10 protein-coding genes are annotated in these 13192 nt (G+C 72.7%); 3 read left to right on the top strand and 7 right to left on the bottom strand.

Features of this window, described 5'->3' with window-relative positions:
• Positions 1 to 17: 17 nt before the first annotated feature.
• Both O7601_RS13480 and O7601_RS13475 read right to left on the bottom strand, forming a co-directional pair.
• A complete protein-coding gene (locus tag O7601_RS13480) occupies positions 18 to 1382 on the bottom strand; it encodes a glutamine synthetase family protein (protein ID WP_281566486.1) in 1365 nt (454 codons plus the stop codon).
• Between the two features lie 93 nt (positions 1383 to 1475).
• Positions 1476 to 1736: a YciI family protein gene (locus O7601_RS13475; protein WP_093401650.1), complete on the bottom strand. Its 261-nt coding sequence runs from the start codon at positions 1734 to 1736 to the stop codon at positions 1476 to 1478.
• A gap of 59 nt (positions 1737 to 1795) precedes the next feature.
• Here O7601_RS13475 and O7601_RS13470 point away from each other — a divergent pair, with 59 nt between their 5' ends.
• Positions 1796 to 2458, top strand: coding sequence for a Crp/Fnr family transcriptional regulator (locus tag O7601_RS13470; protein WP_281566485.1), 663 nt, complete (start codon positions 1796 to 1798; stop codon positions 2456 to 2458).
• Between the two features lie 217 nt (positions 2459 to 2675).
• Here O7601_RS13470 and O7601_RS13465 read toward each other — a convergent pair whose 3' ends face one another.
• From O7601_RS13465 to pcaF, 4 genes are all read right to left on the bottom strand, one after another.
• Positions 2676 to 3176 (bottom strand): DUF456 domain-containing protein, encoded by a 501-nt coding sequence (locus O7601_RS13465; RefSeq protein WP_281566484.1) that lies wholly within the window; start codon positions 3174 to 3176, stop codon positions 2676 to 2678.
• 72 nt (positions 3177 to 3248) lie between these two features.
• A complete protein-coding gene (locus O7601_RS13460; protein ID WP_281566483.1) occupies positions 3249 to 5411 on the bottom strand; it encodes an EAL domain-containing protein in 2163 nt (720 codons plus the stop codon).
• Positions 5412 to 5415: 4 nt separating this feature from the next.
• Entirely contained in the window at positions 5416 to 6234 is an 819-nt protein-coding gene (locus O7601_RS13455) for an SAM-dependent methyltransferase (RefSeq protein WP_281566482.1), read from the bottom strand.
• Between the two features lie 115 nt (positions 6235 to 6349).
• Positions 6350 to 7552 (bottom strand): 3-oxoadipyl-CoA thiolase, encoded by a 1203-nt coding sequence (gene pcaF, locus O7601_RS13450; RefSeq protein ID WP_281566481.1) that lies wholly within the window; start codon positions 7550 to 7552, stop codon positions 6350 to 6352.
• Between the two features lie 108 nt (positions 7553 to 7660).
• On the opposite strand from pcaF, the gene O7601_RS13445 reads away from it, so the two are divergent.
• Positions 7661 to 8626 (top strand): glutathione S-transferase C-terminal domain-containing protein, encoded by a 966-nt coding sequence (locus O7601_RS13445; RefSeq protein WP_281566480.1) that lies wholly within the window; start codon positions 7661 to 7663, stop codon positions 8624 to 8626.
• Positions 8619 to 9341, top strand: a complete 723-nt coding sequence (locus O7601_RS13440) for a DUF998 domain-containing protein (RefSeq protein WP_281566479.1) — start codon at positions 8619 to 8621, stop codon at positions 9339 to 9341. Before O7601_RS13445 ends, O7601_RS13440 begins: the two co-directional genes overlap by 8 nt.
• Before the next feature lie 45 nt (positions 9342 to 9386).
• On the opposite strand, the gene O7601_RS13435 is transcribed toward O7601_RS13440, so the two are convergent.
• Positions 9387 to 13133: an ABC transporter ATP-binding protein gene (locus O7601_RS13435; protein WP_281566478.1), complete on the bottom strand. Its 3747-nt coding sequence runs from the start codon at positions 13131 to 13133 to the stop codon at positions 9387 to 9389.
• Between the last annotated feature and the right edge of the window lie 59 nt (positions 13134 to 13192).

Raw genomic sequence — 13192 nt, 5'->3', positions numbered from 1 at the left:
GTGGTCGGGCGGGGTGGCTAGAGGCGTTCGAAGCCACGGGTGAGTTCCCAGTCGGTGACGGCGGCGTCGAAGGCGGCCAGCTCGACGCGGGCCATGTTGGCGTAGTGGGCGGCCACCTCCTCGCCGAAGGCGTCCCGGGCGGCCGTCGAGTCTTCCCAGAGGGTGAGGGCGTCGCGGAGGGTGCCGGGGACGCGTTCCGCGCCCGGGTCGTCGTACGCGTTGCCGGTGCACTCCTCGCCCAGCTCCAGCTCGTTCTCGATGCCGTGCAGCGCGCCCGCCACCAGGGCCGCGATCGCCAGGTACGGGTTGACGTCGGCGCCCGGCACCCGGTTCTCCACCCGCATCCCCTGGCCGTGCCCCACCAGCCGCAGCGCGCAGGTGCGGTTGTCGGTGCCCCACCGCAGTGCGGTCGGCGCGAACGAGCCCGGCTGGTATCGCTTGTAGGAGTTGATGTTCGGCGCGAAGAACAGGCTCATCTCGCGCATGGTGGCGAGCAGCCCGGCGAGCACCCGCTGCCCGGTCGGGCTCAGGTGCGCCGGCCCGTCGCCAAGCATCGCCGAGCCACCGGAGGCGTCACGCAGCGAGAAGTGGATGTGGCAGGAGTTGCCCTCCCGCTCGTTCGGCTTGGCCATGAACGTGATCGACATCCCCTCCTGGGCCGCGATCTCCTTCGCCCCGTTCTTGTAGATGACGTGGTGGTCGGCGCAGGCGACCGCCTCGTCGTAGCGGAAGGCGATCTCGTGCTGGCCGAGGTTGCACTCGCCTTTCGCGCTCTCCGGAACCAGCCCCGCAGCGGCCATCTCGGTGCGGATCCGGCGCAGCAACGGCTCCACCCGGGCGGTACCGAGCAGCGAATAGTCCACGTTGTACTGGTTGGCCGGGGTCAGTTCCCGGTAGCCGCGCCGCCACGCCTGCTCGTACGAGTCACGGAACAGCACGAATTCCAGCTCGGTGCCGGCGTACGCGGTCAACCCGTGCGCGGCCAGCCGGTCCAACTGCCGGCGCAGGATCTGCCGTGGCGAGGCGATCACCGGACCGGCGCCGTCCAACCACTCCAGGTCGGCCAGGAGCAGCGCGGTGCCGGGCTGCCACGGCACCCGGCGCAGGGTGCCGAAGTCCGGCTTCATCGCGAAGTCGCCGTAGCCGCGTTCCCAGCTCGACATCGCGTACCCGTCGACCGTGTTCATGTCCACGTCGACGGCGAGCAGGTAGTTGCACCCCTCACTGCCGTGCGCGACAACCTGGTCGAGGAAGTACGGGGCGTGGAACCGTTTGCCCTGCAACCGGCCCTGCATGTCGACAAGGGCCAGCACCACCGTGTCGATCTCGCCCTCGGCGACGGCGACCCGCAGTTGTTCCAACGTGAGCGGCGGCTTTCTCATCCGCGAGCCTCCATCACCAAGGTCTACCGGCCGAGCCGATCACCGTCAATAAGACGCTCCGCCCGTACCCCCATCCGATCCCCCGCCAAACCGTCAGGGACCGACGACCGGTCGCCACCCGCGCACCGCCACAACCTCGACACCGGCGGTGGTGAAGTAGGGATCCTCGGCCATCAGCCGGTCGACCTCCGCCCGGTCGCCGGTGAAGACCAGCAACGCACCGGAGTCGCCGTCCCAGGGGCCGGCGAGAAGCAGCGCACCCTGCTCGTACAGCGCCCGCAGGCGGTCCCGGTGCGCCGGTCGGGCCGCCAGCCGGGCAGGCTCGTCGGTGAAGGAGAGTTCCACACAGATCATGGCGAGGAGCGTAAGAACCGGGCGGTCGTACGGCTGTATCCCGCGATACGCTCCGCGAGATGGACCAGGTCGAACTGGCGGCGGTGCCGCTGTTCTCGATGCTCGACGAGGCACGCCTGGCGCGGCTCGCCACCGAGTGTCCGCCCCGCGACCTTTCCCGGGGCGCCACCGCCGCCCGCGTCGGCGAGCCCGCCCGACACCTCGTCGTCGTGCTTCGCGGAACGCTCTCGGCGGGTTATGACACCAGCCACGGCTCGCGGGTCCGATTCACGACGGTGACCGGCCCATGCGTGATCGACAAGGCCGCCGTGCTCGGCGGCGGATCGCACACGGCAACCTGGACCGCGTCGACCGCCTGCCGGATCCGCCTGCTGCCGGCCGTTCTCCTGCGAGATCTCATTGATCAGGTTCCGGCGCTCCGCGACCACGTCCTACGCCACCTCGCCGACCAGGTGCACCACGACCGTCGGGCCCAGGTCCGCCGCGCCGCGCCGCAGCCCGTCACGCGGGTCGCCGCCTGGGTCGCCGAGTCCATGCGTACGCGGGGCAGCCGGATCACCCTGCCCGGGGCACAGCAGGGACTGGGCGAGGAGATCGGGCTGTCCCGGGTGACCGTCAACCGCGCACTACAGGTCCTCGTCGGCGCGGGCGCCATCCGGGTCGAGCCCGGCGCCATCATCGTGTTGGACCCGAGCCGCCTCACCGCCGGCGACGGCAGGTAGCAGCGTCAGGGCCGCAATTGCGTTGCCGGCGCGGCCCGCGTACCCCATCCTTGGGCTTGTGACCAGGCCCGATCGCGACGGGCCGACCACCGGGCCCTCGGAACGGCCCGGCCGCCGCGGCGGCGCGGGAAAGCGTCACCTCTCTCTCGGGTACGGCGTCGAGCCCTACCCCGACTCCGCCCCGCGCCGCTTCGGTCAGCACCCGTGCCACGACCGGTCAGGCCATCACCAGGCCGGCCACCCACAGCGCACCGATCACCAGCCCGGAGAGGAACTCCACAAGCATCGACAGCCCCGCTGCGGCGACCGCCCGTTTGGTCGCCGGCCAGGCGAGTCGGGTGTCACCGAGCCGCAGCCGCTCCATCGCGAAGATCCCGCCGACGAAGCCGATGACCAGTCCGACCACCGGGATGATGAAGAAGCCGACCAGCCCGAGCACCGCGCCGGCCAGCAGCGACGTGGTGGGCACCCCGGCCCGCTTGAGGTTCCGCCCGGGCCAGGCGTACTTGACGACGGTGCCGGCCACGGCGACCAGCGTGGCTGCGGCGAGCACCAGCCACCGGCCGGCTCCGGCGTCACCGAACAGGCTCCACACCAGTACGCCGCCCCAACACAACGGCAGCGCCGGCAGGCCGGGCACCACCACCCCGGCCAACCCGGCGAGGATGGCCAGCGCGGCGACGACCGACACCGCCGTTCCGGTTTCCGTCAGCCCCACGTCGACTCCCCACCCGTTCGCCTCGACCCTGATCCACGGGCCACGTTCGTACCCGGAACGGTCACGGTCCGATCATCGCGGTTCGTCGCCACGCAACCGGGCCACCACCGTCTCCGCCGGACCCGGCGGGCCGAACAGCCGGCCCTGCGCGGTGTCGCACCGCAGCGCTCGCAACCGTTCCGCCTGTGCCTCGGTCTCTACCGCCTCCGCCGTGACCCAGAGTTCCAGCGCGTGGGCCAGCCGCACCAGCGCGTCGACGATGCGTTCGTCGCGGTGGTCGGCGTCGGCCGGCTCGGTGCCCCGGATTCCCTCCACGAACGGACCGGCCAGCTTCAGGCAGGTGATCGGCAGCCGGCGCAGGTACGCCAGATTCGAGTACCCGGTGCCGAAGTCGTCCACAGCCAGCCGTACGCCCAGCGCGGCGAGCCGGTGCAGGGTCCGCAGCGGCTCACCGGCGGACCCCATCACCGCGCTCTCGGTCAGCTCCAGTTGCAGCAGCTCCGCCGGCAGGCCGCTGCTGGCCAGCGCATCGGCCACGGTGTCCACGATCGCCGGGCGGTCAGCCTGACGGGCGGCCAGGTTGACGCTCACCACCAGCCTGGCGTCGGGAAACTCGGTGTGCCACCGGTGGGCGTCGCGGCACGCCTGCCGCAGCACCCACTCGCCCAGACGGACGATCAGGCCGGTCTCCTCGGCGAGCCCGATGAACCGGTCCGGACCGACAAGTCCCAGTTGCGGATGCTGCCAGCGGACGAGCGCCTCGACGGCCAGCACGCGCCCGTCTAGCAGGGACACGATCGGCTGGTAGTGCAGCACGAACTCGCCCCGGTCCAGGGCCGCCGGCAGCCCGGCGCTCAGCTCCGACCGGGCGATGTCCCGGGCGCTGCGCTCGGGATCGTAGACCGCCCACCGGTCACGCCCCTCCGCCTTCGCCCAGTAGAGGGTGGTGTCGGCCGCCTTCATCAAATCCACCACGCTGGTGCCGGCGACCGCCGAGTCGACGATGCCGATGCTCGCCGAGACGGCGAGCTGCTGGTCGCCGACGCACACCGGCGCGGCGACGGCGGCCAGGGCCGACTCGGCCACCGCGATCACGTCCTCGATGGCGCCGATCCCGTCGACCAGGATGACGAACTCGTCGCCGCCCATCCGGGCGACCAGATAGCCCTGCTCGGCCACGCAGTCGGCCAACCGTCGGGCGATCATCACGAGCAGCCGGTCGCCGAGGGCGTGCCCGAGACTGTCGTTTATCGCCTTGAATCCGTCCAGGTCGAGGAAGCAGACACCAACCCGGCCCGGCGCGTCGGGTTGCTCCACCAGGCCGGCCAGCGTGTCGAAGAACAGCGTCCGGTTCGGCAGGCCGGTCAGCGGATCGTGCAGCGCCTGGAAGCGCAACCGCTGCTGGAGTTCGTACCGTTCGGTGATGTCCTCGACCACGGCCACGGTGAACCGGGGCCGGCCGTCGTCGTGCCGGATCAGCGAGACAGCCAGGTCGGTCCAGACGGCGCTGCCGTCCTTGCGGTAGTAGCGCTTCTGGACCCGGGCCGCGTCGTGCTTGCCCTCGATCAGTTCCTGGTACAACTCCCACATGCCGGCCGCGTCGTCGGCGTGGAACAGCGACGCCACATTGAGCTGCCGCAGTTCCTCGACCGAGTAGCCGAGCATGTCGGCGAAGGCGTGGTTGACGTCGATGATCGTCCCGTCGACTCCGGCGATGCCGATGCCGATGGCCGCGCCGTCGAAGACCGCCCGGAAGCGGGCCTCGCTGTCACGCAGCGCGGCCTCGGCGTCGTCGCGCGCCTGCCACATCGCGCGGGCGATCCCCTCCTGCTCGACGAAGGTCCGCTCGCGCAACGCGCGGGCGAAGCCGGCCGCGAGGGCACCCTGCACCACCGCGATCCGCTCGTCCAGCCCCGGCCGCGCGGCCAAGGCGGCGAGCACCTCGGTCCGGAACCGCTCGCCGAGGTTACGCACCGACCACTCGATGACGCCCGGTTCGGTGAGGTGCGCGCCGACGAGTGAGCGCCCGATCTCCTCCGCAGCCGCAGCCGGCGACTCGGCGGAGAGCAGCACCTCCGCCAGCCGGACGGTGTGCCCGAGCATCAGCCGCTCGGTCTCGGCCGCGCTCAGCGGCACGAAACCGAGCCGGCGTACGGCCCGCGCCCAGTCGGCGGCGTACCGCTGGGCGCCGGCCGGATCGACGGTGTTCCCGCCGGAGGCACCCACGGCGGCCATCGGATCAGCCGGCGGGCCGGTCGTTCCGGGCGACACCACCGAAGGCACCGAAGCGCTGCCCGTCGGCGGTGACCTCGGACGACGAGTCGGGTCGCCACAACTCCATGTGCACCACCCCGGGGTCCACGATGGTCCAGTCGCCGAAGAATGCGGTTATCTCGGCCCGCGAGCGGAGGGTGATCTCCGTGGCGGTACGCGCCGACAGTCGTTGCGCGTCCAGCATCTCCTGCGGCTGGTCCTCGAAGGTGGAGTGTGAGATGACCAGGTGGCTGCCGTGGGCGGCGGCCGCACGCAGGGTGGCCAGGATGTCACCGGGGTGGTCGGTGTCCGGCACGAAGTGCACCACCCCGGCGAGCAGGATGCCCAGCGGCCGGTCGAAGTCGAGCAGGTCGAGCTTGCGGGCCTCGGCCAGGATCCGTTCCGGGTCCCGCAGGTCGGCGTGGATGACGCCGGTCGACTCGTTGCCGGCGAGCAGTTCCCGGCTGTGCGCCACCGCGACCGGGTCGATGTCGACGTAGACCACCCGGGCCTTCGGGTTCGTGGCCTGGGCGACCTCGTGCACGTTGCCGACCGTGGGGATGCCCGAGCCGATGTCCAGGAACTGGTCGATACCGGCGTCGAGCAGGGCGCGCACGGCCCGGCGCAGGAACTCCCGCCCGGCCCGCATGGTCGCCGGCAGGTTCGGCGTCATGGTCGCGATCTGCTCGGCCAGTTTCCGGTCGATGTCGAAGTTGTGGGCACCGCCGAGGAAGTAGTCGTACACCCGCGCCGCGCTGGGCCGGGAGAGGTCGATCTCGGCGGGGAGTTCGTCCGGCTTCTGCACTGGCTGCACCTCACGTCGTCGCCGTGGATCGTGATGCTGACCACTCTAGGCGGGTCCGTGGCGCGGGGGGAGATCCACAACGGCCTTTTCCCGATCTACCGCCGGCACCGGCGGCTCAGGCGGCCTCCAGCAGCAGCGCGATGCCCTGCCCCACCCCGATGCACATGGTGGCCAGCGCCCGCCGCGCACCGCGTCGGCGCAGCTCCAACGCGGCGGTGAGGGCGAGCCGGGCACCGCTGGCACCGAGCGGGTGGCCAAGGGCGATCGCGCCACCGTTGGGGTTGACGTGCTCCGCGTCCTCGGGCAGGCCGAGTTCGCGCAGCACCGCGACGGACTGGGCGGCGAACGCCTCGTTCAGCTCGATCACGTCGATGTCGGTGAGCGCCAACCCCTGCCGGTCCAGCAGCCGCCGGGTCGCCGGAACCGGCCCGATGCCCATGACCCGGGGCGGCACGCCGGCTGCCGCCGTGCCGGTCACCCGGGCCAACGGAGTCAGACCGTACGCGGCGACGGCCGCCTCCGAGGCGACCAGCAGCGCCACCGCGCCGTCATTGACGCCGGAGGAGTTGCCCGCGGTCACCGTGCCGCCGTCGCGGAACGGGGTGGGCAGCGCCGCCAGTTTCTCCAGCGAGGTCTGTCGGGGGTGCTCGTCGACCTCGACCAGCCGGGTCTCCCGCCGGCCCGCCGGCACGGTCACCGGCACGATCTCCTCGGCCAACCGCCCGTCGGCCTGGGCCTTGGCGGCCCGCAACTGCGAGCGGTACGCGAACTCGTCCTGCGCCGCCCGGTCCACGCCGTACTCGGCGGCCACGTTCTCCGCCGTCTCAGGCATCGAGTCGATGCCCCAGCCCCGCTCCATCAACGGGTTCACCAGCCGCCAACCGATCGTGGTGTCGTACATCTCGGCGGACCGGGAGAACGCGGTGGTCGCCTTCGGCATGACGAACGGCGCCCGGCTCATGCTCTCCACCCCGCCCGCGACGACCAGGTCCGCCTCGCCGGCCACGATCGACCGGGCGGCGGTGGCCAGCGCGTCCAGGCCGGAGCCGCAGAGCCGGTTGACCGTGCTGCCCGGCACCTGCTCGGGCAGCCCGCCGAGCAGAGCCGCCATCCGGGCCACGTTGCGGTTGTCCTCACCGGCCTGGTTGGCGCAGCCGAGCACCACGTCGTCGGTACGCGCCCAGTCCACCGACGGGTGCCGCGCGACCAGCTCGCGGATCACGTGGGCGGCCAGGTCGTCGGGGCGTACGCCGGCCAGCGCGCCGGCGTACCGGCCGATCGGGGTGCGGACACCGGCCACCAGGTATGCCACGGTCATCGCGAGTCCTTCGGGGGGATGGGAAGGGGTGCGGGGGCGCGTCCACCGGGTCCACGGGGACTCACCGACGGCCAGGATATCCCCGGCGGGTGCCGATAGGTTGTGGGCATGGCACGGGCCCAGTTCAGCGCGGAAACCAGCGGCGGCGGCGCGTTCGTCCGCCAACCCAACCGGTTCACCGGTCGGGTCACCCCGCACTCGACCGCACCGCCTGGCGGCGGGCCGGACGAGCAGGACCGCTGGCCGCTGGAGCCGGGCCGCTACCGGCTGATCTGGTGCCGGGCCTGCCCGTGGGCGCACCGGGCCCTGATCGTGCGGAACCTGCTCGGGCTGACCGACGCCATCTCGCTGGGCACCGTCGATCCGATCCGGGACGATCGCGGATGGCGGTTCGCCCTCGACCCGGACGGTTTCGATCCGGTGCTGGGCATCGGCTTCCTCTCCGAGGCGTACCTGGCCACCGATCCGGACTACACCGGCCGGGTCACCGTGCCGGCGCTGGTGGACACCCGCACCGGCCGGGTGGTCACCAACGACTACCCGCAACTGACCCTGGACCTGTCCACCGAGTGGCGGCAGTTGCACGCCCCGGACGCGCCGGACCTCTACCCGGTCGAGCTGCGCCCGGAGATGGACGCGCTGATGGCCGAGATCCACCGGGACGTCAACAACGGCGTGTACCGGTGTGGCTTCGCCACCACCCAGCAGGCGTACGACGAGGCGTTCGAGGCGCTGTTCGGCCGGCTGGACGCGTTGTCGGAGCGGTTGGCCGGCCGGCGCTACCTGATGGGTGACTCGATCACCGAGGCGGACGTGCGCCTGTTCACCACGCTGGTCCGCTTCGACGTGGCGTACCACGGACACTTCAAGTGCAATCGGCAGAAACTCGCCGAACTGCCGGTGTTGTGGGCGTACGCCCGGGACCTGTTCCAGACCCCCGGTTTCGGGGAGACCGTCGACTTCGACCACATCAAGCGGCACTACTACGCCACCCACAACGAGATCAACCCGACCGGGATCGTCCCACTCGGGCCGGACCTGCACGGCTGGACGACGCCGCACGGGCGTGGCTGAGCGAACGGCGGCGCGACTGGCCGCCGGTGCCGCCGCCGGCTGCGTCGGCGTCGGGGTGGCCGCGGTGACGCTCGCCGTGGTCGCCGGTCCGGGTCCAGGTCTGACCGGGTACGTCAGCGAGGCCGGTGTCGTCGGCAGCGGCTACGCCTGGACGTACCGGATCGGCGTCTTCGCCCTGGCCACGGCGTTGCTACTGCTGGCCGCCGCGCTGCGGTCCGGCGACCGAGGGCCGCGCGTCGCGGCCGGGTTGCTCGTCGCGAGCGGTCTGGCGACGCTCCTGTCCGGGGCGGTGACCTGCAGCGCCGGCTGTCCGTTGCCGCCGTTCGAGCGGGCCACAGTTGCCGACCTGGTGCACGGCGGGGCCAGCATCGCCGCCACGGCAGCTGTGGTCTTCGCGATGATCACCATCGTTCTCGCCCCGACGGCGCGGCGCCCGCTGCGCCGGATCGCCGTCCTCGCGGCCACCGTCGCGCTACCGCTCGCGGGCGCGGTCGGCCTGGCCATGCTGTTCGCCGGGCGGGGTTCCCTGGTCGGGGTGCTGGAGCGGCTGCTGCTGGCGGTGGCCGCGCTCTGGGGTCTCGCCACCGCCCTCACCCTGACCGCGCCTCGGCCCGCCGTCACACCGACCGCCCCTGCGAAGCGGACCACCCGTCCGCCGTGGCCGACCGGGCCATCGGTCCCGTCAGGACGGCGGCGAGACGACCCGCAGCGGTGACCGACTCGCCGTTCCCGCCGCCGCAGGCCGAGACCCGCCGGCAGGTCAGCCGGCCAGGTGGCCCCAGTGCTGTTCCAGGTCACGCCAGGGGCCCTGGGCGGCCACCGTGCCGGCGACGAGCACCACCACGTGGTCGGCCCGCACGAGGGCGGCTCGTTTCGAGGTGGAGCCGACCACTGTGACACCGCGGTCCCGCAACGCCTGCCACAGCGCCAGCTCGGTGGTGACGTCCAGCGCGGAGGAGACGTCATCGGCCACCAGCAGCTCGGTACGTGGAGCCAGCGCCCGAGCCAGCGCCAGCCGTTGCAGCTGCCCACCGGACAACCGGGTGCCCTTGTGCCCGATGAGCAGGCCCAGCCCGCTGCCGGTGGCGGCCAGGTCGTGTTCGAGCTGGGCGGTGCTGACCGCGTGCGCGGCGTCCACCTGATGCCCGAGGGTGATGTTCTCGGCGACCGTGCCGGAGAGCACCCGGGGCAACTGACCGACGTAGCCGACCTGGTTGGGACGCAGGAACAGCTCCGGCTCGGTCACCGGCTCGTCGTTCCAGCTCAGCAGCCCGGTGTGCGGGGCGATGCCGGCGAGGGCCCGCAGCAGCGACGACTTGCCCGAGCCGACCGGTCCGACCACGAGGACCAGTTGACCGCGTGCCACGGTGAGGTCCACGTCGCGTACGGCGACGGTGCCGTCGGTGTGCCGGACGCCGAAACCGACCAGTTCCAGCCGCCGCAGCGGGTTACGCGGTGGCGCCGTCGGGGCCGGAGCCGTGCCGGCCGCCAGGTCTACCCCGGGCACCCGGGCCGAGTACGCCTCGATCCCGGTCATCTCCGCCGTCCGCCGGGTCCATACCCGCGCCGACGGCACCTGGGAGATCAACGAGGCGGTGGTCCAGGCGAACCAGCGGGCCGCGCCCAACGTGGCGACCGAGACCAGAGCCGCCCCGGCGGAGAGCCCGCCGGCCAGGAACAACGCCCACACGCCGATCGGGAACAGCCCGCTGGCCACTGCCGGCGTGGAGCGCGCCCAGACCTGCACGGCGATCTCCCGGCGCTGCCGTTCGCTGCGCACGGTGTCGAGGTTGGCGAGGTGGGTCAGCACCGGTCGGGTGGCCCCGGCCAGCTTCACCGTGCGCGCCGCCGACAGGGTCGAGACCAGGGCGGTGGCGAAGGCCGCCCGCGCCGCGACGGTGTCCCGTGCCGCCCGTTCCAGCCTCGGCCCGAACGCCGTGGCGGCCAGCCCGGAGAGCACCATGGTGCCGAGGAAGAACAGTCCCGGCACCACGCTGTCGGTGATCAACGTCATGGCGACCAGCAGGATCAGGCCGACGGTCTGGTCGAGCACGTTGTCGGCGAGTTGGACGACCCGCTCGGTGTCGCCGCCCTGGGCCACCACCTCGGCGGGGGTGTGCCGGCTGACCCGGCGCGGGCCGGTCTGGCCGTGCACCAGGCGCGCGCTTATCCGCAGCATCTGCCGTACCCACCAGGCCGGGAACCACAGGTGGGTCCAGTAGTGCGCCGGGATGGCGATGATCAGCCCAGCCGCGATGCCCAGGGCGGGCAGCCAGGGGTCGCCGGTGCCGTCGACCACGTCGGCCCACAACCAGGCGAGCACCGGCCCGTCCAGGCCGAGGATCGCCAGCACGGCGAAGATGCCCACCGCCGCCGCGCCGTACCGGGGATCGTTGAGGCAGAGCCGACCGATCTCCCGCAGGGTCCGTGCCCGGGAGGCGGGTCGCTGGTCGCCAGTGCCGCCCGTCCTCTGGTCGAGTGGCGGTCCGCCGAGCTCACGTCCGCCCACCTCGTGTCCCCCGGTCTCCCGGCCCTCCGCCGGCTCGACCGGCTCGGGTCCGACCACGGGTGTGGCAGGTACGACGGCTCCGGTCGGCGGGTCCGTCCGCACGGCGTCGGCCAGCGGATCGCTCGCCTCCGGCAGACCGGGGGGCCGGATGTCCGCGATCAGCAGCCCTCTCGGGTCGCCCGAGTCGGCTGCGATCGCCGCGTCCGCCGGATGGGCACCGACCAGCACCGGTTCCGGCCGCGACCAGCCCGACCCGGCCAGCAGGTCGACCTCGACGTCGCCGGCAGCACCACCCGCATGACCGGCAGCATCTCCCGCGACACCACCCGCGTGACCGGCGGCGAGGAGTTCGGCGAAGCGCCGCGACTCGGCCAGCGGTGCGGCCTCGACCACCGCGCCGTCGGCCAGCACCACCACCTCGTCGCAGCGGCTCACCGACGACAGCCGGTGGGCGATGACGATGCCGATCCGGTCGTGCAGCAGGCGCTCGGTGGCCTGCTGCACCCGGGTCTCGGTGACCGGGTCGAGCCGGGCGGTGGCCTCGTCGAGGATCACCACGTGCGGATCCCGGACCAGGATCCGGGCGAAGGCGACCAGCTGCTCCTGACCGGCCGAGAGCACGTGGCCGCCCTCGCCGAGGCGGGTGTTCAGGCCGGCCGGCAGCTCCGCGATCCAGTTGGCCAGCCCCAGCTCGTCCAGGGCCCGCGCGGCGGCGTCGAGCAGTTCGGGATCGAACAGCGCCACATTCTCGGCGAGGGTGCCGGCGAGGATCTCGGTACGCTGCGGCACCACGGCGATCCACCGGCGCAGCTGCTCCACGTCGAGGTCGAGCACGTCACGCCCGCCCAGCAGGACCGTCCCCGGTGGCACGTCGACCGCCCGGGTGAGCAACTTGGCCAGCGTCGACTTGCCCGACCCGGTCCGGCCGACCAGTGCGTACGAGCGGCCCCGCACGAAGGTCAGGTCGATGTCACGCAGCGCCGGCCCGCGATCGGCGTCCGGGCCGGTGCTCGGGTACCGGTAGGTGAGGTCGCGGATGACCAGGTCGCCGTCGCTGGGGGCGGCACCGCCGATGGGTTCCTGCGGCGCCGCCGAGAGCAGTTGGACCCGCCCCCACGCGCCGAGGGCGTACTGCACCTCCGGCACCATCCGGCTGACGTGCTCGACGGTCATGCCGAGGGAGAGCGCGAGCAGCCAGATCGCGGTCATCCGGGCGGCGTCGACCCGGCCGGTGGTCAACGCCCACACCCCGCCGAGCACGACCACCGCCACCCCGGCCCGGGTCACCCCGGCGGCGACGGTGTTGACCTGCGCCGACATCTGCCACACCCGCAGGCCCCGGCGCAGCACCTCGGCTGCCCGGCGGGCGTACAGGCGAAGCACGTACGGCCGGGCCAGACTCGTGCGTACGTCGTCCTGGCCGTGGATCGCCTCCTCCATCACCGCCGCGAGATCCGACCAGGCCGCCTCCTCGTGCATCCGGGCCGGGGCGATCCGGGCGGCTGGACGGCGCAGGGTGACCGCGAGCAGGACGCAGAGCAGCAGCATGCCGATCCCGGCCGGCCACCAGACGGTGAGCGCGACGAGCGTGGACAGCAGGCCGACGGCCAGCGCCTGGGCCAGCCGTACGCCGGGACCGCGCACCCCGGAGGCGACGTCGTAGACGTCGCCGTCGATGCGGTCGAGCATCTCCCCCACCGGGGTCGTCTCCAGGGTGGGTACGGGCTGCCCCAGCGCCACCCGGCACAGTCGGCGACGCAGGTCGGCGGACCAGTCGGCGGTCACGCCGGCCATCACCAGGCTGACCACCAGGTCGCTGACGACCGCCGCGACCAACGCCACCGACAGCAGCAGGAAGAACCCGACGGAGCGATTCAGCAGCACCGGCCCGGCGAGCGCGGCGGTGGCCGCCTGGCCGATGCCGCCGAGCAGGATCAGGACGACCACCAGGGTCATCCGACGCGAGGAGGTGACCCACAGATCACGGAGCAGGCGCATGCGTCGGTTTCCTCCGGTCTGGTGGCGGAGTTTCCAGCCTGCTTCGCCCGGCCGCCTGA

This window comes from Verrucosispora sp. WMMD573 (assembly GCF_027497175.1).
Classification (GTDB): Bacteria; Actinomycetota; Actinomycetes; order Mycobacteriales; family Micromonosporaceae; genus Micromonospora.
The sequence above is the reverse complement of the archived record's forward strand: the minus strand, read 5'-3'. Positions and strand labels throughout refer to the sequence as shown.

Excerpts from the sequence above, each read along its gene's own strand:
- O7601_RS13480 (WP_281566486.1), bottom strand. The coding sequence starts at position 1,382 with ATGAGAAAGCCGCCGCTCACGTTGGAACAACTGCGGGTCGCCGTCGCC.
- O7601_RS13475 (WP_093401650.1), bottom strand. The coding sequence starts at position 1,736 with ATGATCTGTGTGGAACTCTCCTTCACCGACGAGCCTGCCCGGCTGGCG.
- O7601_RS13470 (WP_281566485.1), top strand. The coding sequence starts at position 1,796 with ATGGACCAGGTCGAACTGGCGGCGGTGCCGCTGTTCTCGATGCTCGAC.
- O7601_RS13460 (WP_281566483.1), bottom strand. The coding sequence starts at position 5,411 with ATGGCCGCCGTGGGTGCCTCCGGCGGGAACACCGTCGATCCGGCCGGC.
- pcaF (WP_281566481.1), bottom strand. The coding sequence starts at position 7,552 with ATGACCGTGGCATACCTGGTGGCCGGTGTCCGCACCCCGATCGGCCGG.
- O7601_RS13445 (WP_281566480.1), top strand. The coding sequence starts at position 7,661 with ATGGCACGGGCCCAGTTCAGCGCGGAAACCAGCGGCGGCGGCGCGTTC.
- O7601_RS13435 (WP_281566478.1), bottom strand. The coding sequence starts at position 13,133 with ATGCGCCTGCTCCGTGATCTGTGGGTCACCTCCTCGCGTCGGATGACC.